This is a genomic window from Citrobacter sp. A316 (assembly GCF_002042945.1).
Classification (GTDB): domain Bacteria; phylum Pseudomonadota; class Gammaproteobacteria; order Enterobacterales; family Enterobacteriaceae; genus Citrobacter; species Citrobacter portucalensis.
Window position 1 is genome coordinate 18,020 of the sequence record NZ_MVFZ01000008.1, and the last position, 23,963, is coordinate 41,982.

Consider the following 23,963-nt stretch of genomic DNA (forward strand, 5'->3'; position numbering starts at 1 on the left):
ATACACGCGCTAAGTGCGGCATTTCACTGAAACCCCCGTCATTACTGGCTTTGAGCATTATTTTAAGAAATCTGGCGCGGCATGAAGTGTGGCATTGGCAAGCGCGGCGCTAAGTGCGGCACGTTGGACATATGAGGGTATTATCAAGTGGAAGATAAAAAGTTTGAAGTAGATGCCGGAGTTGAGAAAGAAATCATTGAATGCTTTATTGGCTTCATTCCACCAGATACGCTACCTCAATTAACCGAGGTTGCAGCAAGAATGATGGCCGCTGCTGCAATAGATAAAGCAGTGGAGATGGGAAAAGAGTTGAACCTTACTCCCGAAGAGGCAATCAATCGGCTTCTTATTTCATTGAAATATGGTCACGAGATGCTGGAACGCGGCGAAACAATTCATTAAGGAGATTTTATGCCAATCACAATACAGGATATTAAAGCTCACAAAGACCAATTCGGGCTTCATGACCTGGACACTATGAGCACAGAGGAATACCGAAAATCCTTATCAGATGGAGCATTCTTCTGGATTGATCACCATGACTTTGTGCGAAGCACTTTATCAGAGGAGATCTTGGCAACAAATCGTGAGCAGCTTGATGCAATGATTGAGCATTTGCAAGAGTACCGAAACAAGATGCCAACACCACCAGACTGGATGAGCGAGAAATAAAAAGTAGGCCTGGCTGTGCCAGGCTTCTACTTTACAGCAGGCCTAACAGCGCGGACGCACCTGCACCAACAATACTGGCAACAGTACTATTTTCTAGTAGCTGTTTCAAAATTGATTTAGCCTGTGGATCTTCAGATTTCGAAACTTTCTCTACCAGTTCGGTTATGCTGATATTAACCAGCATATGGTTACTTTCACCTATTTGAACTTGTTCACCGCTGACGGAGCCGATATTGAAGGTATTCATACTCTTGGCTGTCCTGTGTGCGTCGGAAGATAGATTTTCTACAGATAATGTAAGTAAATGGGGGTGTGTTGTACCAGCGTAAAGCGTTCCATTTTTTGATATTGAAAGATCAACTACTTTAAGACTTAACTCACGACTTCCGATTTTCTGAACAATAATATCGCCTAATTCAATTTGTGGATCGTCAGTAAATGGTACATCTACTTGGTTCTTTCCTGTATTCCTGCTTCCTTTGAACTCTGTGCCAGAAATTAAAAAAGTATCTGGGTATGCCATATCATCAAAATCGAAGTCCATAAAATCTCCTAAAATGTGGATGGAATCATATTTGAGCATATCAAATTTTGTAAATTATTTGTTCGATAACATTCATTATGGTTCAGCTACAAAAAGTGGCATTTACTTCATAAAAATCATGTATATGTTGAAGAGTGGCACTCAGACGTGAGCCGCCACAGGCCGTCAGGTTTTTTGCCCTTCAGACAGGCTCCTTTACTGACGGCCTTCCCTCCAAGCGCTGGTTTCACGTCTCAACGTTAATTGTTACGGAAACCACTCTATGAAGAAACTACTCGAATTACGCCAGCAGAAAGCCGCTCTCAAAAATCAGATGCGTTCCATGCTGGACAAAGCCGATACCGAAAAGCGCAGCCTGAACGAAGAAGAGGGCAAAAAGTTCGACGAACTCCGCGCCCAGGCTGATGCGCTTGAAGTTGAAATCACCCGTCTTGAAGCCGTCGCCGACGATCAGCGCAATCTGCCAGGCACTTCCGTTGAAGGTGAGCCAGTAAGCAACGACGAGCTGCGCCACTACATCATGACAGGTGATACCCGCTCACTCTCCACGCTGGTGCAGGCTGACGGCGGCTATACCGTTATCCCTGAGCTGGACAAAGAGATCATGCGCCAGTTGCAGGATGATAGCGTGATGCGCTCCATCGCAACGGTGAAGACCACCAAAAACAACGAATACCAGAAGCTGGTATCTGTGGGCGGTACTACCGTTAATCGCGGCACCGAAGGTGAACCACGTACCGAAACCAGCACGCCGAAGATGGAGCGCGTTGATATCAAAGTCAACCCGATCTACGCCTACCCGAAAACCACTCAGGAGATTCTCGACTTCTCCGAGGTGGATATTCTGGGCTGGCTGTCTTCTGAAATTGCAGACACCTTCACCGCGACCGAAGAGAGTGACTTCGTAAACGGCGACGGTGATAAAAAATCCAAGGGCTTCCTGTCTTACCCTCGCGCGGCCACTGCCGATAAAACCCGTCCTTTCGGTACGCTGGAGAAGATGGAAACTGCTGACGTTTCCTCTGATGGCCTGATCGACCTGCTGTATAAGCTGAAAGCTAAATACCGCAAAAATGCCGTATGGGTGATGAACTCCAACACCGCCGCCAAACTGCAAAAGCTGAAAAACGGCAACGGAGATTACATCTGGCGCGATCGTCTGGTTGCCGGTTCTCCCGATACGCTGCTGGGCCGTCCTGTTCAGTATCTGGAAACCATGCCGGATGCGGAGGCGGGTAAAGCGTTCCTCGCGGTGGGCGACTTCAAGCGCGGCTATTTCATTGTGGATCACACCACTGGCGTGCGTACCCGTCCTGACAACATCACCGAACCGGGTTTCTACAAGGTGCATACCGATAAATACCTGGGCGGCGGCGTGGTGGACTCCAACGCCATAAAGGTGCTTGAGCTTTCCGGCTCCGGTTCCTGATTTGACGTTTAAGGGGCTGCGGCCCCTTTTTGCCCTCTGTGGAGTCCAGTAATGAAAACAATCGATTTTGAAATCCGTACCTCCGAAGTGAGCGCCAGCAACAAAAAGCTGGTGGGCTATGCCGTGCGCTGGAATAGCCTCTCAGAAATTATCTGGGACGAGTTCCGCGAGCAGTTTGCGCCGGGAGCGTTTAAAGACAGCCTGGCATCCGGTAGCGATGTGCGTGCGCTGTACGAGCATAACTATACCCAGCTGCTGGGCCGCACCAAATCCGGCACGCTGGTGCTGTCCGAAGATGATACCGGGCTGCGCTTCGAGCTGACACCGCCGAATACCCAGCTTGGCAAAGATGTGCTGGAGCTGGTGGAGCGCGGGGATATCTCCGGCATGAGCTTCGGTTTCCGTGCGCTGAAAGAGGCGTGGGATATTGCTCAGTCTCCATATCTGCGCACTGTCACTGCCGCCGAACTGCGGGAGATTACTGTTACCTCTATGCCTGCTTATCCTGATTCTGGCGTGGAAATCGCGCACCGTTCACTTTTCTCCCAACATCCTGAACTGCGTCGCGCTGGCGATAACCGTCGCCGCTGGGCTGAATTAGCGGGGCTCTGATATGTGGAATATCTGGCCGTTTGGCCGTAAGTCTGAACCCTCCGAACAGCGCAGCATGACCATTGATGAGTGGCTGGCGATGGCAGGGATTCCAAATACCGGATCAGGCGAGTACGTGTCTGCGGGTACTGCGGAATCTCTGCCGGCGGTCATGAACGCCGTGTCAGTTATCAGTGAGGCGGTGGCAACAATGCCCTGCTATCTCTACCGCGTGCGCAACGATAACGGGCGAGAAGCACGGGAATGGCTGAGCAATCATCCGGTAGATTTTCTCCTGAACGAGCAACCGAATGACTGCCAGACGCCTTACCAGTTTAAACGCACGATGATGCGTCATTGTCTGCTGAACGGTAACGCCTATGCGGTGATCCAGTGGGGCCGCGACGGCCAGCCGCAATCCCTGCATCCGTATGTGCCGGGGGCGGTTGTTCCTGAGCGTATCGGCCAGCATAAGTACAAATACACCGTTACTGAGCCGTTTACTGGGGCTGTGCGCACTTACCTCCAGGAAGAAATGCTGCACCTGCGTTACTCCACTGACGATGGTTTTCTGGGGCGCTCCCCGATCTCCATCTGCCGTGAGGCGCTGGGGTTAGGTCTTGCCCAACAGCGCCACGGTGCCAGCATTATGAAGGATGGCATGATGGCGTCTGGTGTCATCACCGCTAAAGAATGGCTGGACAGTGTAAAAGGCAAACAGGCAATGGATGCGCTGGAACGTTACAAAGGTGCCAGAAATGCCGGGAAAACGCCGATCCTTGAAGGGGGTATGGACTACAAGCAGCTTGGCATGAGCAATCAGGATGCCGAATGGCTGGCCTCCCGCCGCTTCACTATTGAAGACATTGCCCGCATGTTCAACGTGTCGCCGATATTTCTCCAGGAATACAGCAACAGCACTTACAGCAACTTCAGTGAAGCGAGCCGCGCTTTTCTCACCATGACGATGCGCCCCTGGCTGGCGAACTTCGAGCAGCAGATTAAATCCGCTTTGCTGGTGGCCTCACCTGTACCGGGCATTCGCTATCAGGTGGAGTTTGATTCGGCTGATCTCCTCCGTGCTACCCCAACCGAACGTTACGCCACGTATGAACGAGGCATCAAGAACGGGATCATGAACCCGAACGAAGCCCGTGAACGTGAGGGGATGCCACCTCGTGAAGGTGGTGACGAGTACAGCCAGGCATGGAAGCAGGAAGTGAAAATCAGCAAAGACAGCAAGGAAGGTGATGAATGAGAGCCGGAAAGATGAAGCGCCGCGTCACTATCCAGGAGTACGTCAGCTTTCAGAACCCGGAAACTGGCTCAATCGTGAAGGAGTGGCGTGATGTTGCCACTATCTGGGGTGAGATCAGTAGCGTGAGTGGTCGCGAGCTTATAGCGGCTCAGGCTGAACAGGCAGAAATGACCGTCAGGATCTGGATTCGCTATCGCAAAGGCGTGACAACTAAAAACAGACTGACCTGCACGGAAGAGGGAATGCCCGCAACTGTCTACGACATCAAAGCCGTCCTTCCTGATGCTGATCGCACTCGTCTTGAAATTATGTGTACCGGAGGGCTGACCAGTGGATGAACCCATTGAACTTGCAGAAGCAAAACTTCACTGCCGCATTGATGGTGATGATGAAGATACACTCATTCAGGCTTATATCGACGCCGCGCTTGAGGTCTGCCAGAAGCATATCGGTAAACGTTTTGATGATGGTCTTGAGTTAACCCCGGCCATCAAAATTGGTTGCCTGATGTACGTCTCACAGTTGTATGAGTACCGGACGATGATCAGCGATGCGGAAGCGAAAGAGGTTCCTCTGGCTATTTCTGCGTTGTGGTCTGTCTATCGTGACGTGGGGGTGTACTGATGCCGTGGCAGCCAATGCGCCGGTGCACCGAGCCGGGATGTAATAAGCGGGTGAAGTCCGGCAAGTGTGATGAGCACAAACGGGAAGCGTGGCGGGCGGAAGATGCCAGACGAGGACACCGCCGCGCCCGTGGTTACTCCGCTTCATGGGAGAAGTATCGCGCCCAGTATCTGAAGCGTCATCCACTGTGTGTTGAGTGTCAGAGGCTGGGCCTCTACGTTCCCGCAAAGATTGTCGATCACATCATCCCTGTCAACGGCGGTGATGATGTTCTTTTCTGGCCTGAGTGGAATCACCAGCCGTTATGCCAGACACATCATAACCAGAAGACCACACAGCAAGATCCAACCACCAAAGCGAAGCGCAAAGCAGGTATGTACCGTGAGCAGGAAGCGCGGGCAGCACAGCGCAATAACTGGATGTATGAGGCCGGTAATGAATGAGAAAGATGTGGTGAGTCTTTATCAGTCTCTGGTCCGATGCCGCGATGGTTTTATGCAGACTCGCACCAGGAGCGATAAGCACCAGCCAGTAAGGCGCATGAGTGAGCGTGAACGGGAGGTGATGGAATGCTTCCGCAACCGCTGACAGGTCAAACAGACGGGGTGGGGGAGGTTCTCAGGACAAACATTAAAGCGCCAGGCACCGTCCCCCCCCTCAAATTTTTACGCACGGTGATTTTTTTGAAAATAAAACGCGATGGAAACGAGAAATTTTTATGGCAAGACCACCAAAACCGCCAGCTTACCTTGATGAGTTAGCCGCGCAGCAGTGGAAAGCGAAAGCGAAGCAACTGGCAGAGCGTGGCGATCTGACACCCGCCGACTGGAACAACCTTGAGCTTTTTTGCGTCAACTATTCGATGTACCGCAAAGCAGTGGAAGACCTTGCCAGCCGTGGGTTCAGCATTGTTAACAGCCAGGGGGGTGAGAGCCGAAATCCAGCGCTAAGCGCAAAGGCCGATGCTGAAAAAATCATGATTAAAATGTCGTCGCTGCTGGGCTTTGATCCGGTAAGCCGCCGCCGTAACCCGGTAGAAACGGAAGAGGAGGACGAGCTTGACCGTCTGGAATGAGTACGCAAATGCGATAAAAACGGGCGAAATTCCGGCCTGTAAGCGCGTAAAACAGGCCGTGGAAAGGTACTTTTCAGACCTGAATGATCCACGATATGAGTTCGATACGGCGACCGTAGAGCGGTTTATTGCGTTCTCGCGGCTCTGTCCTCACGTCAAAGGCCCGCTTCGGGGCCAGCCAATCGATCTGGAACCGTGGCAGCAGTTCGCCTTTGCTAACCTGCTGGGTTTTAAAGTCAGAGAGACAGGCCGCCGTAAGTACAGCAGCGCCTTTATTGAGGTGCCGCGCAAGAATGCCAAATCCACCGTGGCCGCCATGCTGGCTAACTGGTTTCTGGTAATGGAGAAGGGGCAGCAGGATATCTACACGGCGGCGGTGAGCCGGGATCAGGCCCGAATCGTGTTCGACGATGCCCGCCAGATGTGCCTGCTGTCAAAACCGCTGAAAAAGCGCGTAAATATTCAGGCGCATAAAGTCATTTTCCCGAAGAGCAACAGCCTGCTAAAGCCGCTGGCGGCGAAAGCGGCCACCATTGAAGGGACTAACCCCAGCCTGGCGATTGTCGATGAGTACCACCTACACCCGGATAACGGCGTTTATTCCGCCCTTGAGTTGGGTATGGGCGCACGTCCTGAGGCGATTTTGTTCGCCATAACGACCGCCGGGAGTAACGTTGTCTCCGCCTGTAAACAGCATTACGACTACTGCTGTCAGATTCTGGCCGGGGAAGAGAGCAACGATTCGCTGTTTGTCCTGATCTACGAGCTGGACGACGAAAGCGAGGTTGAGCAGCCTGAAATGTGGATCAAGGCCAACCCTAACCTGCATGTGTCCGTTGACGCGGCGAAGCTGGAATCCACCATCCAAAAAGCGCGGGGTATACCGTCACAATGGGTGGAGATGCTGACCAAGCGTTTCAATATCTGGTGTCAGGGTTCCACTCCGTGGATGGGGGCCGGGGCATGGGATGCCTGTGCACTCGATTATGCCGAAGAAGATCTGTCCGGGATGGAGTGTTACGCCGGATTTGACCTGTCCTCAACCAGCGATATTACCAGTGTGAGCTACGCATTCCCGTTCGACAGGGAGATCAGACTCCTTACACGTCATTATCTGCCGGAAGCGCAGTTGCTTAACGTCGCCAACAAAAACCGCGCCATCTACCGCCAGTGGGTAAAAGCGGGATGGATACGCACCACGCCCGGCGACTGCATCGACTATGACCGCATCCGTGACGATATTTTGCGCGATGCTGAAACCTTCAATATCCGGTTGGTGGGTTTCGATACGTGGAACGCCACGCATCTGCGCACCCAGCTACAGGGAGCAGGGATCGATGTGGAGCCGTTCCCGCAAACCTATCTAAAGTTCAGCCCGGTGGCGAAATCCTTTGAGGTTTTTGTTAACCGTAAGATAGTGCGTCACCGCGGCGATCCTGTTCTGTCCTGGGCGATTGGTAACGTGGTGATGGAGACTGATGCCAATGCCAACATTAAGCCCAACAAGAAAAAATCCTCCAACAAGATAGACCCTGCGGTATCAGCGTTGATGGCGTTCGGCACATTCCAGGCGGAGCACGAGGATTTTGCATTCGATATGAGTGAATCCCACAAAGATCGCCTTAGTCATTTTGACGGGGTTTAGGAGAAATATTATGGCAGGTAAATCACTTGGAACATTAACACTTGACCTGATTGCGAGAACTGGCGGGTTTTCTTCAGGGATGGATAAGGCCGAGCGTTCTTCACAGAAGTGGCGCAAACAGGTTGAGAGTGATGCAAAAATGGTGGGCGTGGCGCTCGGTTCCATTGCTTTGGCGGCCGCCGCTGCCGCCACATCGGTTGGGGTTGCCGGATTCAACCTGGTAAAGAACACATCAAAGCAGATAACCGAAACAGACCGCTGGGCCAAATCCCTCAAGATGTCTACACAGAACCTTTTGGCCTGGCAGTTCGCAGCTGAGAAAGCGGGTGTGTCAGGGGATCAGATGGCCGACATCTTCAAGGATATCGGCGACAAGATCGGTGACGCCGTACTGAATAAGTCGGGTGAAGCAGTCGACGCACTCAATGCGCTTGGTTTGTCTGCGGAGAAACTATCAAAGGCAACACCTGATCAGCAGTTACTGGCTATTGGTGATGCGTTGGGAAAAATCGGTACAAACGCTGAAAAGACAACCATTCTGGAGAGCCTGGGTAACGACCTCTCAAAATTGCTTCCTCTGTTTGATAACAATAACGAAAAATTACAGCAATTCATCACTCTGGCGAAAGATTACGGTGTTGCTCCTGATCCCAAGTCAATTGATGACCTGGTAAAAGTTAACAGCCTTTTTGAGGATATGGAGGCTCAGGCTAAAGGCCTCAAAATGGAGATTGCTTCCGGCCTTGCCAAAGTGAATCTCGACCCTCTGAAAGATGCTCTTGGTGATGTTAAAAAGACGCTGACCGATCCCAAAGTGTTGCAGGGGCTTTCTGACCTTGTAACCGGTGTTGCTCAACTGGCTGGCTTTATGATTCGCACCGCTGCTGAAGCCGGTAAACTGGTGTCGTTAGCGACAAAATTTTCATCCAGAGTTGGTGCCAACATTATCAACGGCGTGGATGTTAGTGGTTACGACAGCACTTCAGCAATTGATGCCAGGCTTATGGAGCTTGGTCAGCAAGTAGCAAGTTACAATGCGCCAGGAAATGAAGTTGCAAGGAAATATGGTTCGGCCAGTGGTATTGAAGGTATTCAGAAAGAGATAGCCGCGCTTCAGGAGAGAAAGAAAGTCCTGATTGATAGTGCAAATGCCGCTAAAGAAGTGCAGGACATTATCAATAAGAGCAGTGAGTACGGTCTTGGAAAGGATGAAAATAACGGGAAAACCACGCCGGACACAGCGGTTAAAAAACTTGATAACGCATTCAAATCAATGGAGACCAGTTATCTTCGTCAGAAAGCATTGATCGATACCACCGGAAAGAAAACGGTCGAAGTGACCGAATTGCAGAAATTGCAGTTCGATATGGCTGAAGGAAAGCTGTCTGGTTTGAATGAAAAACAGAAAGAGCGCCTGTCACAACTGGCTTCTGAAATTGATCAACTCAATACAGTTAAAAAAGCCAACGAGCAAAACATTAAACTTGCCGAGTACGTCTCGAATCTTCAGCGTGAAAATACGAATGCCGGAGCTTCTCTGAACTCCGACATAATTGGTGCCGGGTTGGGTGATAAGGCACGTGAACGCATGCGCGAACAACTCGACATTGAACGCGAATTTAATGAGAAACGGGAAGAGTTGCAGCGCCGTCGCCAGGAAGGAAGCATTCAAACCTCTGAGGAATATGACCGCTATAACCAGGAACTGGATAAAGCGCTTGCGGAACGACTCGATAAATACCGCTCACATTATGATGAACTGGACAGATTGCAGGGTAACTGGCTCGCCGGAGCTCAGGATGGGCTGGCTAACTGGGTTGACACATCCAGTAACTATTACAGCCAGGTGTCCGATCTGGTTGGCAACACCCTTGATGGTTTGGTTGATAATATGGCCGCCGCGCTGAACGGGAGTAAACAGGACTGGGCCGACTGGGGAACGAGTGTCCTCAACGAAATGCAGAAGATTTTGTTACGCGCGATGTTAATTAACACCATTCAGTCTGCCAGTGGAAGCGGTATCTTTGGCGGAATGTTTGGATCCAGTGCTTCGGCTGGTGGAAGCACACCGTCAGGAGCTTACAATTCTGCTGCGTCTGGTTTAACGCTGAATGCAAAAGGTGGTGTTTACGAATCTGCCGACCTCAGTAGCTTCAGTGGTAGCATTGTCAGCAGCCCCACAATGTTTGCGTTCGCCAAGGGGGCTGGGTTAATGGGGGAAGCGGGCCCGGAAGCCATCATGCCATTAACCAGAACTGCTGACGGTACGTTGGGGATCAGGGCCGTTGATGATGCTGTTAGCAAAGTGAATCCTGAAGGTGGCTCACCTGGTGGGGTTATTGTGCAACAAACCAATCATTTTAATATTTCAGGGAACGGTGATGCGGCACTCAAACAGGCTATGGAACAAGCTTCTGCCAAGGGAGCCAGAGAAGGAGCTAAGCAGGGCTATCAACAAATGCTCAAAGATTTTCAGACCAGAGGACATGGGCGTCGTCTATTAGGAATTTAAACAAAATGGGGGCTTATGTGCGGATTAGAATGCGTGCCACTGAACGCTTATTGCTTGTTAACTGGTGAGAGTACGGAGATAGTAAAAAGAAGGGTTGAATCGAAAGCATGGCGTTTGGGAACGCATGTTATAAAAATTCCAGGATGTAAGGATTGGTGGGTTGATTTGGATGAGGTTAATCGCTGGGTAAGATTACATTCAGTTCCACTAACGGATAAAGAATTAGGATTTAATCTTGAGGCTCTGGAACACATGACCGCCAAGAGAGTTTTAAGAAAGAAAAAGAAGTGAGTTGTTCAACACTGTTCGTCTGGTTGTGCAGTCAGTGGTGCAGTCAGTTTAATAAAAAAGGCGCTTCCCCATGCCGAGTAGCGCCTTTTAAAACAAACATTTAACTGATTAGTATCAGTTCATGCCGTATTTTTTCAGTTTTTTACGCAGCGTACCACGGTTGATGCCCATCATCAGGGCAGCACGGGTCTGGTTACCGCGGGTGTATTGCATCACCATGTCCAACAGGGGCTGTTCTACTTCAGCCAGTACCAGCTCATAGAGATCATTAACATCCTGACCATTCAATTGAGCAAAATAGTTCTTCAGTGCCTGTTTAACCGAGTCACGCAGGGGCTTTTGAGTTACCTGGTCCTGAGAGTTAACGGTAGAAACGGTCAGTACGTCAGAATTTACGCGTTGTTCGAACATAGTTCTGTCAGCTCTTTATTTCTGTTTACGCAAAATTTTCGAAGTATGCCTCCAACGCCGCCAGCTGTTCGCTGGAATCTTCAATGGCGTTGAATGTGCGCCGAAACTGGTCATCCGGAGCGTGTTCCTGGAGATACCAGGATACGTGTTTACGCGCAATTCGGTACCCTTTTGCCTGACCATAAAAGTCGTGCAGTTCCCGAATGTGCGCACAAAGCAAGCGCTTCACCTCTGCCAGAGGCAGCGGGGGCAGCAGCTCCCCAGTGTCCAGATAATGCTGGATTTCCCGAAAGATCCAGGGTCTTCCCTGAGCTGCACGTCCTATCATCAGGGCATCCGCCCCCGTATAGTCGAGTACAGCTCTGGCTTTATGCGGGTCAGTAATGTCGCCATTCGCGATAATCGGAATGGAAACTTTCTGCTTAACTGCCCGAATACTGTCGTACTCAGCATCTCCATTGAACAAACAGGCGCGGGTGCGTCCATGAATGGTCAGAGCCTGAATGCCACAGTCTTCAGCCAGTTGGGCAATCTCTACGCAGTTACGGTGTTCCGGAGCCCAGCCGGTGCGAATCTTGAGTGTGACAGGAACGTCCACTGCATTGACGACCTCGGTTAGTATCGATTTCACTAAATCCGGGTACTGCAAGAGGGCTGAACCTGCGAGCTTGCGATTCACTTTTTTAGCCGGACACCCCATATTGATATCAATAATCTGGGCGCCGCTTTCCACGTTAATACGTGCGGCATCGGCCATCTCAACAGGGTCGCTACCGGCAATTTGCACCGTGCGAATTCCTGGCTCATCAACGTGCACCATCCGTAAACGAGACTTGTCACTTTCCCAAACCTGCGGGTTAGAAGACATCATCTCGGATACCGTCAATCCGGCTCCCATCTCATAGCACAGCGTCCTGAATGGTCTGTCAGTGATGCCAGCCATAGGTGCTGCGATCAGGCGATTTCTGAGCTGGTATTGTCCGATGCGCATGAGTTAAGAAATGACCATACTGTGACTGCAAGGCGGCGTATATTACGCATTTTTCGCACGAGATGAAAGGCCAAACTTTGACCAATCCACTGAGGTGGATCAATGAATTGCCGTAAATGTGAACGCATAAAAATATTTAATCATATAAATCATCGTATTATAAAAATGCGTCGATTTTATATACACATATAATTTTGCGTAACTTCTCATTTTTTCTTCAGCAGCAGAAGGTACTGGCAAGATATTCTGCTGAATTAATCAGCAAATTACCTCGCCATTGTGTGATCGCTGCCTCATTTTAGTACAGGATCTCGGTATCCCCTGAATGGCTGTCCGTAATCTCGCGTTCATTCAACTGCTGCAGCGGGCGATTGTTCGCTGGCCCAACAATGGAGTGAAATTTATCCAACTGTTCGGCTGAAAGAGCAACAGGCGTTTTCAGGATAGCCCAGGTGACGCCTTCGGTGCAGGGAGGCGTTGTTAACGAACCACGATACCGCCAGTAGGTTTTATTGTCGGGTAAAAGCTGATTGATATTAACTGGTGAGAAGATGGGCATACTGCTGTCCTCCATGGTTGGAAAGGACTCCCACAAATTTTGAATCGCCTGGTTCGGTTCGCCGACCTCAAACATAACCGCCACGATAGCGATGTCTCCGGATTGATTTTTGTGGAGCAGCTGCAGCTCCAGCGGGTAGGTTTTACCATCGAGGGTATGTTCGCTCGGGGCATGAAAATCAAATTGTTTTAAATAATAAAGCGTTTCATCAATTTCAATAGAATTAGAAGCATAGCTACTCATCGTTGCCTGCAACGTATGGTTAATGCTCCGAAATCTGGTTGGGCCATCGACGTACTGTATGTTGAGCGCGGGAAGACCGAGTTTACTGGCAGGGGTGGTCTGGATGTCTATGGGGGATTGGTTTATGCCTGTCTGGCACGTTGCATACTCGTTGCTAATTTCTCCCCACTGAGCAGGGCCGGTTTCTCCGGTATAGCCCCATGGTGCGGCCAGCGTGGTCAGGGGCATCAGGCATGTTGCCAGTAAAGTTGTGGTAAAACGGTTGAAACGCATGCATACACTCAACGAAAGGCAATATAAAATTAACAAAATCAATTAAATATTATATCTCGATGGGGTGTGTTGCTGTGCTGGTCAATTGTCTGAAAATAGCGTGGTCAGGTAACCACGCCGGAAGGTGTTACTCCACGATCGCGCGACCATTAAGCTGTTGTGTTGGCCGGTTGTTGTTGTGATGCATTGCCTGAGTGAATTTTTTAAGCTGCGCTTCGGAAAGCGTCATTGGGTGTTGCAGGACAATCCAGGTTACGCCTTCGGTGCAGGGTGGTGTCGTCAGGGAGCCGCTGAAGCGCCAGTAGGTTTTATTGGTCGGTAGCAGTGCGTTAAGATCCATCTGAGTGGTTACTTTGACCTCCTGATCCGCTTTTTCAGGCATTGCTGTCCATAGCTTATTCAGTTCTGCATTTTCTCCTCCAACATCGAACATTACCGCGACGACGGCTACATCCCCTTTCGCATCTTTGTGTACCAGATGTGCTTCCATAGCGTAATGTTTGCCATGAATGGTATTTTCACTCGGTGCGTGAAAGTGGAACTGCTGCAGGGTGAATGGCGTTCCATCGAGGGTAACGGTGTTTTTGGTCGAGGTCGTCAGACCCGCCTGGAGGGTATGACCATTGTTGATGAATGTAGTGGGTCCATCAATGTAGTGAACGTTCAGCGGCGGGAGATGCGCTTTAAGCGTAGTGTCGATGTTAATGGGGGATTGGTTCATCCCTGTTTGGCAAGTTTTATACCCCTCGCTGAGTGCGCCCCAGTGTTCAGGAGCGCCTTCCCCCTCATAGCCCCAGTGAGAGGCAAATACCGTTACGGGCATGATGCTTAGGGCCAGTAGCCCTGCCTTACCAAAAGTTGTTTTCATGTAATTCGTCCAATGAATGATAAATTCTTTTTATATTTTAACTTCAATGAGTTAAGCGTTTATCTTAGCATTACGACGTTGGCTGGGAGAGACAAAAAAGGGGAAAAGTGGCCTACAGAGAGGCCACGAGAAGGGGTTATTTTTTCTGGCCAGTAATGCGACACCACTCTTCTTTCTCGATAACCGGATCGAGCGTAAAGAGATCGGCATAGGCTTCACAGACGCTTTCCGCCTGGCTGGCAAGAATACCAGAAAGACCCAGCAAACCGCCCTCAACAGGCAGCACGCTGATTAACGGAGCCAGTTCACGTAATGGCCCAGCAAGGATGTTGGCGACCACCACGTCGGCTTTCATCGCCTCTGGCTGGTCTTTCGGCAGATAAAGCTCCAGACGCTCAGAAACACCATTACGCTGGGCGTTATCACGGCTGGCCTGAATCGCTTGCGGATCGATATCCACGCCAATGGCTTTCGCCGCACCCAACTTCAGTGCCGCAATGGCAAGAATGCCGGAGCCGCAGCCAAAGTCGATAACCGTTTTACCGTTAAGATCAAGACCGTCCAGCCATTGCAGGCACAGAGAGGTAGTGGGGTGCGTGCCTGTACCAAACGCCAGACCCGGGTCCAGCATCACGTTGACAGCATTCTCATCCGGGACATCGCGCCAGCTTGGGCAAATCCACAGACGTTCACCAAAGCGCATCGGGTGGAAGTTATCCATCCATTCGCGTTCCCAGTCTTTGTCTTCGAGCTGTTCGATTTTATGCGCGAAGCCTTCACCCAGCAGCGGGTGCTGTTCCAGGGTGGCAACCACTTCTTTCATGTCGGTTTCTGCATCGAACAAGCCGATAACGTCGGTATCACCCCACAGGCGAGTCTCGCCCGGCAGAGGTTCAAATACCGGCGTATCATGCGTATCCTGGAAAGTAATGGAAACGGAGCCCGCTTCCATCAGCGCATCGCTCAACTCTTCAGCGTTGGCACCGGTTGTGTTCAGTTTCAGTTGGATCCATGGCATGGCAAAACTCTTTATTTATCAGTAGTCAATATGGCGACTTGCGGGACGGCAGAACCGAAACGGTTGCCGATCAGGAAAGCCAGCAAGCTTATCAGTAACGAAGGCACAATCGGATGGAAGCCCAGGTACTGAACGTTAAAGGTAGCGAGTACGGCATACAACACGCCGCCGACAATCATCGCGCTCAACGCGCCTGCTGCGTTCGCCCGCTCCCAGTACAGGCCCAGCACCAGCGGCCACAGGAAGACCGCTTCCAGCCCGCCAAACGCCAGCAGGTTAAGCCAGATAATCATCTCTGGCGGTTTCCAGGCGGCCAACAGCAGTAACGCGCCCAGCAGCAGGGTAATCACTGCAGACATGCGCTTGAGTCGGGTTTCGTTTTCCAGCTGTTCCGGGCGAAGGTTTAGGTACAGATCCTTAATGATCGTAGCGGAACTTTGCAGCAATTGGGCATTGATCGTCGACATAATCGCAGCCATAGGTGCGGCGAGGAAAATCCCGGCAGCGACCGGCGGCAGGACTTTGACCATCAGCGTAGGGATAACCAGATCCGGTACCGTCAGGTCAGGGATTACCGCCCGTCCCAGAGCGCCCGCCAGATGCATACCAAACATCAGGATCGCCACTACGATGGTACCGATGATAATACCGCGGTGTACCGCTTTACTGTCTTTATAAGAGATGCAGCGTACCGCCGTATGCGGCAGGCCAATCACGCCAAAGCATACCAGCACCCAGAATGAGGTCATAAACGTGGGTGACAAAATGTCATCAGCGCCCTGCGGCGAGACCAGTTTTGGGTCGATAGTCTGCAGGGTTACCACCGCATTGCTAAGGCCACCGGCAGCATGAACGACGCCGACCAGCAAAACGATAGTACCAATCAGCATCACCATGCCCTGCATGGTGTCATTTAGTACGCTGGCGCGAAATCCGCCGAACGCCGTATACAATGCAATACTGACGCCAAAAATCAGCAGTCCAGTTTCGTAAGGAATGCCCGCTGCGGTTTCAAGCAAACGTGCGCCGCCAATAAACTGTACGGTCATTGCTCCGACAAAGGCGACTAACAGACTGAGGCTCGCCAGCCAGACCAGCAAACGGCTCTGATAGCGGGCAAACAGCATATCGTTGAGGGTGACGGCGTTGTAACGTCGCGCCAGAATCGCGAATTTCTTGCCGAGAATCCCCAGCGACAGCCAGACGGCAGGCAGCTGGATCATCGCCAACAGAACCCATCCCAGCCCGTATTTATACGCGGCGCCAGGACCGCCAATAAACGAGCTGGCGCTAATGTAGGTTGCCGTTAGCGTCATCGCTAGCACGACCCCACCCATGGAGCGGCTGCCAAGGAAATATTCATTCAGGAAGGTACCGGTAACTCTCTTACGCATGGCATAAACTGAGAGACCGAAGACCACCAGAAGATAGGCGACCAGCGGTAAAATAACTTCAAGCTGCATCGTCATCCTCCAACGGAATGTCGCGATAGATAAACTTCACCATCGCCCAGCACAGCACGATAAAAGCCAGCGGCGTTAGCAGGCAGGCCATTTCGAACCAGTGCGGTAAGCCGGTAAAACCCAGCGTTGAATCAGGTAAGTAAGCGGCCACTAACCATGTGACCAGATATAAAAGGGTTAGCCACAGCGCCCAGCGCGCCTCTTTATGGGCCTGAACAAAACGAGCGTCCATTTTTTGTCCCTTGTGGATAAAGAAAGCGGGGATTGTACCTTATGGCACGTGCGGGAGGGGAGAAAAACAAAAGGCCGGAATTTCCGGCCTTTTCGGTTAACGCACGCTTACTTTTCCTGAAGTCCGAGTTTTTTCTCCAGGTAGTGGATATTGGTTCCACCGTGCTGGAAGTGCTCGTCATTCATGATACGGATCTGCAGGTCAACGTTGGTTTTGATACCGTCGATGATCAGTTCCTGCAATGCGTTTTTCATACGGGCGATAGCGACGTCACGGTTTTCGCCATAGCAGATCAGCTTACCGATCATTGAGTCATAGTACGGAGGTACGGTGTAGCCTGCGTAAATATGAGACTCCCAACGCACACCAAAACCACCCGGCGCGTGGAAACGCGTGATTTTACCCGGGCTTGGCAGGAAGGTGTTCGGGTCTTCGGCGTTGATACGGCATTCTACCGCATGGCCTTTAACCACAACTTCGTCCTGCTTGATGGACAGCGGTTGACCCGCTGCGATGCGCAGCTGTTCTTTGATCAGGTCAACGCCGGTGATCATTTCGGTTACCGGGTGTTCAACCTGAATACGGGTGTTCATCTCAATGAAGTAGAACTCGCCGTTTTCGAACAGGAACTCGAAAGTACCCGCCCCGCGATAGCCGATATCAACACAGGCTTTGGCGCAACGCTCGCCGATGTAGCGACGCAGTTCCGGGGTAATGCCCGGCGCTGGTGCTTCTTCGACAACTTTCTGGTGACGACGCTGCATGGAGCAGTCACGTTCTGCCAGATAAATCGCGTTACCCTGACCGTCTGCCAGCACCTGAATTTCGATGTGGCGTGGGTTTTCCAGGTATTTCTCCATGTAGACCATGTCGTTATTGAAAGCGGCTTTCGCTTCCGCTTTGGTCATGGAGATGGATTGTGCCAGTTCGGCATCGCTGCGCACAACGCGCATACCGCGACCGCCGCCGCCGCCGGAGGCTTTGATGATAACCGGGTAGCCGATGCGTTTAGCATGGGCGCGGTTAGCGTCCATGTCATCGCCCAGCGGGCCGTCAGAGCCTGGGACGGTTGGTACGCCCGCTTTCTTCATCGCGGTGATTGCAGACACTTTGTCGCCCATCAGGCGGATAGTGTCGGCTTTCGGGCCGATGAAGATAAAGCCGGAACGCTCTACCTGCTCAGCAAAGTTGGCGTTCTCAGAAAGGAAGCCATAGCCCGGGTGAATTGCCACCGCGCCGGTGATTTCAGCGGCGCTGATGATAGCCGGGATGTTCAGATAGCTTTTTACGGACTGAGCCGGGCCGATACAGACCGTCTCATCCGCCAGCAATACGTGTTTTAAATCGCGATCCGCGCTTGAGTGCACAGCGACAGTCTTGATGCCCAGTTCTTTACAGGCACGAAGAATACGCAGGGCAATCTCACCGCGGTTGGCGATAACAATTTTATCCAACATGTTCGCCTCGTTATTCGATGACGACCAGCGGCTCGTCAAATTCTACCGGTTGACCACTTTCTACCAGAATCGCTTTAACTACGCCGGATTTGTCGGCTTCGATCTGGTTCATCATTTTCATGGCTTCAACGATGCACAGGGTATCGCCCGCATTCACTTTCTGTCCGATTTCGATGAACGCTTTAGCATCCGGGCTCGGGGTGCGGTAGAACGTACCAACCATTGGGGAGCGTACGATGTGACCACTGATTTCCGCTGCTGCCGGAGCTTCCATACTTGGAGAGGCAGTTTGTGCGACAGCGTTAGACAGAGCTGGTTGCTGCATCACTGGTGCAGCATAAGCCTGTTGCATCATCGGGAAACTTGCAGCTGGCGCTGCACGGCTGATGCGTACAGATTCTTCGCCTTCAGAAATTTCCAGTTCGGAGATGCCTGATTCTTCAACCAGCTCGATCAGTTTTTTAATCTTACGAATATCCATGAGTGGGTTCCGTACTCTTTGTTTAGTGAGATTGTGACAGGCGTTTTACCGCCGTCTGTATAGCATTTTTATAACAGTGAGTGACAAGATGCCACGCATCTCAGGCGCTGCACTGGGTGCTGCTGCCATTAAGTGAGATTGCCAGACTTGTTAGTCATTGTGCGGCTATCTTCTGCCATTTTCGGGTAAAAGACAAAATATACCTTCAATATGCGATTGTCACCCTTTCAGCGGCGTAAAAACGCTACCGGGGATAGCAAAGTCGCACATTATAACTATTTCGTAGCAATTGGCAGCTAAATACTGGTCTTATCAGGGAAGATAATCAACCGTTAACATGTAAAGAAAATCGGATCGTCCGTGTTTTGCAACGCACTGCACATATCGTGAAACTACCGCCACCACTGGCGAAACTTCTTGTAACGGCACGCTAACAGCACCGCAGCGAGCGCTGCATAAATAATCGGTTGAGGGGAGATAATTTTTACCGACCACAGATAATGTATGGGTGCCAGGATCGCCACAAGATAGACGAAGTTGTGCAAATACTGCCAGTTTTTACCCAGCTTTCGCTGTGCAGCCTGCGTAGACGTTAAGGTGAGGGCGAATAATATGACCCAACTGACAATGCCCAATGTTAAATAAGGTCGCGTAATTAATTCCCGCCCTAACAACGCCAGATTATTAATGCCCAGCTCCAGTAACGCGTAGCTGGTTAAATGCAGCGTTGCCCAGGCGAAACACCATAGCCCTAACAGGCGACGTGTGCGTATCAATAATGGCTGTTTAGCGTAGCGCGCGAGTGGAGAAACCAGCAAGGTCGCCAGCAAGAATTTCAGAGCTGTCCTACCGGTAAAGTGCTGGATATCTTTGACCGGATCGGCGCTCAGGCCGCCGTGATTTACCGCCCAAAATAGCCAGATAAACGGCAAAAAACCGGCAAGATGCAGGCAAACTTTTAGCCCGGTAATGTGCTTTGCGGTCAGACGCACTTAAAAATTCTCCTGTAAATTGAGTCCGCGATACAGTGACGCAACCTCTTCGGCATAGCCGTTAAACATCAGCGTGGGCTGACGCTGTACGTCCAGAATACCGCCAGCGCCAATAAAACGCTCAGTGGCCTGGGACCAGCGGGGATGATCGACATGCGGATTCACGTTGGCATAAAATCCGTATTCATTGGGCGCGGCCAGATTCCAGGTTGTCGGAGGGCGTTCACGCGTGAGTTTGATACTCACGATCGACTTAATGCCTTTAAATCCATATTTCCACGGCACAATTAGGCGGATGGGTGCGCCATTTTGTGGCGGAAGGGCTTTTCCATAAACCCCCACGGTAAGCAGTGTGAGTGGGTGCATCGCTTCATCCAGACGCAGTCCTTCAACATAGGGATATTTTAGCCCGCCGCCAATAAAGCGATCTTTTTGTCCTGGCATTTCCTCCGGTGCGTACAGCGTTTCGAATGCGACATACTTCGCATTGCTGGTGGGTTCCACCTGTGCCAACAGTTTATGTAACGGAAAGCCAATCCACGGGACAACCATTGACCAGGCTTCCACGCAGCGCATGCGGTAAATTCGTTGCTCCAGCGGGAAACGGGTGGTCAAGGTGTCGTGATCGAGAGTGAGTGGTTTGGCGACCTCACCACTGATTTTTAATGTCCACGGATCGGTTTTCAGGCTACCTGCGTTGGCTGCCGGATCCGCTTTGTCGAGACCTAATTCATAGAAGTTGTTGTAGCCAGAAACTTTATCCGCTGGGGTTAAAGGAAGCGAATTTTGCCAGGCGGCGGGCTTGCTGAAATCAAGCGGCTTACCCGCGGGCGCGGGCGGGCGGTCATTACCCTTAAACCAACTCAGAAGGTCAGCCTGCGCAGAGTGGGGTAAAGACAGCGCGGCCGCGCTGATCCCTAGTGCTTTCAGCACCTGGCGACGCTGCATAAAAAAAGCCGACTCGTCAGTGACGTCGGCTTCTGTAAATGGACGTAATTTCTTCATAACAGACTCCCGGCTTACGCGTCATAACTGACAGGGGACGCGTAGTTAATATGGCAGGGAGTCTGGAGATATGCCGCGAAATTTCGTTAATTAAGTGTAAATTTCTGCGCCAGGGTCTGTTACTTCACCTTCACCAGCGTACGGCCTTGCACCTGATTATTGATGATGGCATCGGCGAACTTCGGCGCATCCGCCAGCGTAATTTCTGTTGCCGCCTGAGCATAGAAAGATTCTGGCAGATCCTTAACCAGACGCGCCCAAGCCTCTGCACGGCGTACCGGCGGGGTCATCACCGAGTCCACTCCTTGTAAACGAACGTTACGCAAAATGAATGGCATCACCGTGGTTGGCAGAGCAAAACCGCCCGCCAGACCGCAGGCGGCAACACAGCCGCCGTAGTTCATCTGCGCGAGGACTTTCGCCAGAACTTTGTCGCCAACGGTATCCACCGCGCCAGCCCACAGCTGTTTTTCCAGCGGGCGAGACTCAGCAAATTCATCGCGGCCAAGAATACGGTTAGCGCCCAGGCTCTTCAGATAATCGTGGGTGCTTTCACGGCCCGAAACCGCCGCAACCTGATAACCCAGCTTATGCAGTAACGCAACGGCCGTGCTGCCCACGCCTCCGCTGGCGCCAGTGACGACAATCTCACCGTCTTGCGGACGAATTCCTGCATCTTCAAGCGCCATGACGCAAAGCATGGCGGTAAAGCCAGCGGTACCGATGACCATAGCTTTACGTCCGTCCAGCCCTTTTGGCAGCGCAACCAGCCAGTCACCTTTCACGCGTGCGCGTTCTGCCAGTCCACCCCAATGATTTTCACCTACGCCCCAGCCGGTCAGTAAAACTTCCTGACCCGCATGAAAACGGGGATCTTCGCTTGCGCGCACGGTACCGGCGAAATCGATACCAGGAATCATCGGAAAATTACGAATGATTTTTCCCTTGCCGGTGATAGCCAGGGCGTCTTTATAGTTCAGGCTTGACCAGTGGACATCCACCGTAACATCGCCTTCCGGTAGCTGATTTTCGTCGAGGGGTTGAACGGATGCGAGGGTTTTTCCGTCCTGCTGTTCTAAGATCAAAGCCTGCATAACCTGTCCTCAATTCGTATAGTGGATTGGAAAATTAATAATGAAGACTATACTCGCTAATCAAAACATGATGCCGATTCTGCGCAATAAATTGCCAGATATACCTGATTTGGTAGTATGCCCTCACAGTTTGTATAAATTGACGGATTTTGCCTTCAGTTTTGCATTTTAGAGTCGATTTATTACTTTCAGGCCTGTTTCATAACTGTCGGAGTTAACACAAGGATGCGATTAACGACGAAATTTTCAGCTTTTGTCACGCTGCTTACTGGGTTAACGATCTTCGTGACTCTGATCGGCTGTTCGCTGAGTTTCTACAACGCTATTCAATATAAGTTCACCACGCGCGTTCATGCGGTCGCGACGGCGATTGATACGCATCTGGTCTCCAGAGATGTCGTTGCGTTAACCCCGCAAATCGATGAGCTGATGGTTTCAGTTGATATCGTGCGCATCGAACTGTTGCAGGGCGAAAACGTGGTGTATGACCACTCACGTACCAGCAGCTACCGACCGGCAGGGACGAACAATCTCTACCGCGAGATTACCGTACCGTTGGTCAAGCATCCGGGCATGTCACTGCGTCTGGTTTATCAGGATCCGATGGGTAACTATTTCCATTCGCTACTGACCACCGCACCGCTCACGATAGCCATTGCTTTCATTATTCTGATGCTCTTTTTGTCTGTGCGCTGGCTTCAGCGCCAGCTTTCGGGCCAGGAGCTGCTGGAGATTCGTTCCACACGTATTCTGAACGGCGAGCGTGGGCCGAACGTGCGGGGAACGGTCTATGAATGGCCTGCGCGCACCAGCAGTGCGCTCGATATGCTGCTGACTGAAATTCAAAATGCCCGCGAGCAACGCAGCCGCCTGGATACGCTGATTCGTTCCTATGTCGCGCAGGATACAAAAACCGGGCTAAGCAACCGCTTGTTCTTTGATAACCAACTGGCCACACTGCTGGAAGATCAGGAAAAAGTAGGCTCGCATGGCGTCGTGATGATGGTGCGCCTGCCGGACTTTACGCTGCTGCGCGATAGCTGGGGAATCACCCTCGCGGAAGAACAAATCTCGACGCTGATCAATTTGTTGTCGACTTTTATGACCCGCTATCCGGGCGCGTTGCTGGCGCGCTACCACCGTAGCGATTTTGCAATCCTGCTGCCACACCGCACGTTGAAAGAGGCGGAAAGCATCGCCGGGCAACTATTAAAAGCGGTAGATGCGCTTCCGGCTAATAAAATGATCGATCGTGCCGATATGGTTCATATTGGCATTTGCGTTTGCCGTAGCGGTCAGTCGCCAGAGCAAGTGATGGATCATGCTGAAGCCGCCACCCGGAATTCGGTATTGCAGGGCGGAAACAGCTGGTCGGTCTATGATGACTCGCTGCCGGAAAAAGGTCGGGGCAATGTGCGCTGGCGAACGCTGATCGAACAGATGCTCAGCCGGGGCGGGCCGAGAATTTATCAAAAGCCTGCGGTAACGCGTGAAGGCCGGGTGCACCATCGGGAGTTGATGTGCCGTATTTTTGATGGCAATGAAGAGGTTATTTCGGCGGAATATATGCCGATGGTCCTGCAATTTGGCCTGGCTGAAGAGTATGACCGTTTGCAGATAAGCCGTCTGATCCTGCTTTTGGGTTACTGGCCGCAGGAAAATCTGGCGATGCAGACAACGGTCGAATCGCTCATTCGCCCACGTTTTCAGCGCTGGCTGCGTGATACGCTGATGCAGTGCGAAAAATCATTACGTAAACGCATAATTATTGAACTTGCTGAGGCAGATGTCTGTCAACATATCAGCCGGTTACAGCCCGTCATCAGATTGATGAATGCGCTGGGCGTGCGTATTGCCGTTACGCAGGCGGGGTTAACGCTGGTGAGCACCAGTTGGATCAAAGAGCTTAACGTTGAGTTATTGAAGCTGCATCCAAGTCTGGTGAGGAACATTGATAAGCGAACGGAAAATCAGCTTCTGGTTCAAAGCCTGGTGGAAGCCTGTTCGGGAACACCCACGCAGGTTTACGCCACGGGCGTACGTTCGCGTAGTGAGTGGCATACGCTGACAGAACGCGGAGTTGCGGGTGGGCAAGGGGATTTTTTTGCCGCATCACAACCACTTGACACTAACGTGAAAAAATATTCGCAAAGATACTCGGTTTAACCTGCCGTTTAATTTGTTTTCACGTAGAATAACGCGCGCTGTGCCTTCTGGGGGTGTGCTTGCCTGCTC

27 protein-coding genes are annotated in these 23,963 nt (G+C 51.4%); 14 read left to right on the forward strand and 13 right to left on the reverse strand.

From position 1 onward, the window contains the following. Nucleotides 1-147 precede the first annotated feature (147 nt). A complete protein-coding gene (locus BZK41_RS11360) occupies nt 148-402 on the forward strand; it encodes a hypothetical protein (RefSeq protein ID WP_079938223.1) in 255 nt (84 codons plus the stop codon). A gap of 9 nt (nt 403-411) precedes the next feature. Continuing rightward, entirely contained in the window at nt 412-672 is a 261-nt protein-coding gene (locus tag BZK41_RS11365) for a hypothetical protein (protein WP_079938224.1), read from the forward strand. A 31-nt stretch (nt 673-703) separates the two neighbouring features. On the opposite strand, the gene BZK41_RS11370 is transcribed toward BZK41_RS11365, so the two are convergent. Beyond that, nucleotides 704-1,216 (reverse strand): hypothetical protein, encoded by a 513-nt coding sequence (locus BZK41_RS11370; RefSeq protein ID WP_079938225.1) that lies wholly within the window; start codon nt 1,214-1,216, stop codon nt 704-706. A 262-nt stretch (nt 1,217-1,478) separates the two neighbouring features. Between BZK41_RS11370 and BZK41_RS11375 the strand changes: the two genes are divergently transcribed. The 11 genes from BZK41_RS11375 to BZK41_RS27400 all read left to right on the forward strand — a co-directional run bounded on the left by BZK41_RS11375 (nt 1,479) and on the right by BZK41_RS27400 (nt 10,641). Further along, entirely contained in the window at nt 1,479-2,645 is a 1,167-nt protein-coding gene (locus tag BZK41_RS11375; RefSeq protein ID WP_079938226.1) for a phage major capsid protein, read from the forward strand. A gap of 51 nt (nt 2,646-2,696) precedes the next feature. After that, on the forward strand, nt 2,697-3,257 hold the full coding sequence (locus BZK41_RS11380; RefSeq protein ID WP_079938227.1) for an HK97 family phage prohead protease: 561 nt from the start codon (nt 2,697-2,699) through the stop codon (nt 3,255-3,257). A gap of 1 nt (nt 3,258) precedes the next feature. Beyond that, complete coding sequence (locus BZK41_RS11385) at nt 3,259-4,494, forward strand: phage portal protein (RefSeq protein WP_079938228.1); 1,236 nt, start codon at nt 3,259-3,261, stop codon at nt 4,492-4,494. Further along, a complete protein-coding gene (locus BZK41_RS11390) occupies nt 4,491-4,832 on the forward strand; it encodes a phage head closure protein (protein ID WP_079938229.1) in 342 nt (113 codons plus the stop codon). The genes BZK41_RS11385 and BZK41_RS11390 overlap by 4 nt, the downstream gene beginning before the upstream one ends. Beyond that, nucleotides 4,825-5,118 (forward strand): head-tail connector protein, encoded by a 294-nt coding sequence (locus tag BZK41_RS11395; protein ID WP_079938230.1) that lies wholly within the window; start codon nt 4,825-4,827, stop codon nt 5,116-5,118. Before BZK41_RS11390 ends, BZK41_RS11395 begins: the two co-directional genes overlap by 8 nt. Beyond that, a complete protein-coding gene (locus tag BZK41_RS11400) occupies nt 5,118-5,561 on the forward strand; it encodes an HNH endonuclease (protein ID WP_079938231.1) in 444 nt (147 codons plus the stop codon). Before BZK41_RS11395 ends, BZK41_RS11400 begins: the two co-directional genes overlap by 1 nt. Next, a complete protein-coding gene (locus tag BZK41_RS27265; RefSeq protein WP_172313171.1) occupies nt 5,554-5,706 on the forward strand; it encodes a hypothetical protein in 153 nt (50 codons plus the stop codon). Before BZK41_RS11400 ends, BZK41_RS27265 begins: the two co-directional genes overlap by 8 nt. Before the next feature lie 130 nt (nt 5,707-5,836). Further along, nucleotides 5,837-6,193 carry a phage terminase small subunit P27 family gene (locus BZK41_RS11410; protein WP_000113647.1) on the forward strand — a complete coding sequence of 119 codons (357 nt, stop codon included), beginning with the start codon at nt 5,837-5,839 and terminating at the stop codon, nt 6,191-6,193. Next, complete coding sequence (locus tag BZK41_RS11415) at nt 6,177-7,838, forward strand: terminase large subunit (RefSeq protein ID WP_079938233.1); 1,662 nt, start codon at nt 6,177-6,179, stop codon at nt 7,836-7,838. Before BZK41_RS11410 ends, BZK41_RS11415 begins: the two co-directional genes overlap by 17 nt. 10 nt (nt 7,839-7,848) lie before the next feature. After that, nucleotides 7,849-10,350, forward strand: coding sequence for a phage tail tape measure protein (locus BZK41_RS11420; protein ID WP_079938234.1), 2,502 nt, complete (start codon nt 7,849-7,851; stop codon nt 10,348-10,350). Between the two features lie 33 nt (nt 10,351-10,383). Further along, nucleotides 10,384-10,641: an excisionase gene (locus BZK41_RS27400; protein WP_216350679.1), complete on the forward strand. Its 258-nt coding sequence runs from the start codon at nt 10,384-10,386 to the stop codon at nt 10,639-10,641. Between the two features lie 114 nt (nt 10,642-10,755). On the opposite strand, the gene fis is transcribed toward BZK41_RS27400, so the two are convergent. The 12 genes from fis to BZK41_RS11490 all read right to left on the reverse strand — a co-directional run bounded on the left by fis (nt 10,756) and on the right by BZK41_RS11490 (nt 21,728). Further along, the gene (fis, locus tag BZK41_RS11430; protein WP_000462905.1) at nt 10,756-11,052 is read right to left on the reverse strand and encodes a DNA-binding transcriptional regulator Fis; all 297 of its coding nucleotides are present in this window, start codon (nt 11,050-11,052) and stop codon (nt 10,756-10,758) included. 25 nt (nt 11,053-11,077) lie between these two features. Then, entirely contained in the window at nt 11,078-12,043 is a 966-nt protein-coding gene (dusB, locus tag BZK41_RS11435; RefSeq protein WP_008785970.1) for a tRNA dihydrouridine synthase DusB, read from the reverse strand. Nucleotides 12,044-12,341: 298 nt separating this feature from the next. Then, a complete protein-coding gene (locus tag BZK41_RS11440) occupies nt 12,342-13,118 on the reverse strand; it encodes a carbonic anhydrase (RefSeq protein WP_079938235.1) in 777 nt (258 codons plus the stop codon). 127 nt (nt 13,119-13,245) lie between these two features. Continuing rightward, on the reverse strand, nt 13,246-13,986 hold the full coding sequence (locus BZK41_RS11445; protein WP_079938236.1) for a carbonic anhydrase: 741 nt from the start codon (nt 13,984-13,986) through the stop codon (nt 13,246-13,248). A gap of 136 nt (nt 13,987-14,122) precedes the next feature. Next, a complete protein-coding gene (prmA, locus tag BZK41_RS11450) occupies nt 14,123-15,004 on the reverse strand; it encodes a 50S ribosomal protein L11 methyltransferase (protein ID WP_079938237.1) in 882 nt (293 codons plus the stop codon). 11 nt (nt 15,005-15,015) lie between these two features. Beyond that, nucleotides 15,016-16,467 carry a sodium/pantothenate symporter gene (panF, locus tag BZK41_RS11455; RefSeq protein WP_079938238.1) on the reverse strand — a complete coding sequence of 484 codons (1,452 nt, stop codon included), beginning with the start codon at nt 16,465-16,467 and terminating at the stop codon, nt 15,016-15,018. Continuing rightward, the gene (locus BZK41_RS11460) at nt 16,457-16,699 is read right to left on the reverse strand and encodes a YhdT family protein (protein WP_079938239.1); all 243 of its coding nucleotides are present in this window, start codon (nt 16,697-16,699) and stop codon (nt 16,457-16,459) included. The genes panF and BZK41_RS11460 overlap by 11 nt, the downstream gene beginning before the upstream one ends. A 107-nt stretch (nt 16,700-16,806) precedes the next feature. Then, on the reverse strand, nt 16,807-18,156 hold the full coding sequence (accC, locus tag BZK41_RS11465) for an acetyl-CoA carboxylase biotin carboxylase subunit (protein WP_043017829.1): 1,350 nt from the start codon (nt 18,154-18,156) through the stop codon (nt 16,807-16,809). Between the two features lie 10 nt (nt 18,157-18,166). Then, a complete protein-coding gene (accB, locus tag BZK41_RS11470; protein ID WP_003025210.1) occupies nt 18,167-18,637 on the reverse strand; it encodes an acetyl-CoA carboxylase biotin carboxyl carrier protein in 471 nt (156 codons plus the stop codon). Between the two features lie 392 nt (nt 18,638-19,029). Beyond that, nucleotides 19,030-19,629: a protein-methionine-sulfoxide reductase heme-binding subunit MsrQ gene (msrQ, locus tag BZK41_RS11480; protein ID WP_079938240.1), complete on the reverse strand. Its 600-nt coding sequence runs from the start codon at nt 19,627-19,629 to the stop codon at nt 19,030-19,032. Next, a complete protein-coding gene (msrP, locus tag BZK41_RS11485) occupies nt 19,630-20,634 on the reverse strand; it encodes a protein-methionine-sulfoxide reductase catalytic subunit MsrP (RefSeq protein WP_079938241.1) in 1,005 nt (334 codons plus the stop codon). It lies immediately after the preceding gene. Between the two features lie 119 nt (nt 20,635-20,753). Beyond that, a complete protein-coding gene (locus BZK41_RS11490) occupies nt 20,754-21,728 on the reverse strand; it encodes an MDR family oxidoreductase (protein WP_079938242.1) in 975 nt (324 codons plus the stop codon). A gap of 225 nt (nt 21,729-21,953) precedes the next feature. On the opposite strand from BZK41_RS11490, the gene csrD reads away from it, so the two are divergent. Then, complete coding sequence (gene csrD, locus BZK41_RS11495) at nt 21,954-23,894, forward strand: RNase E specificity factor CsrD (protein ID WP_048215442.1); 1,941 nt, start codon at nt 21,954-21,956, stop codon at nt 23,892-23,894. Nucleotides 23,895-23,963: the final 69 nt, after the last annotated feature.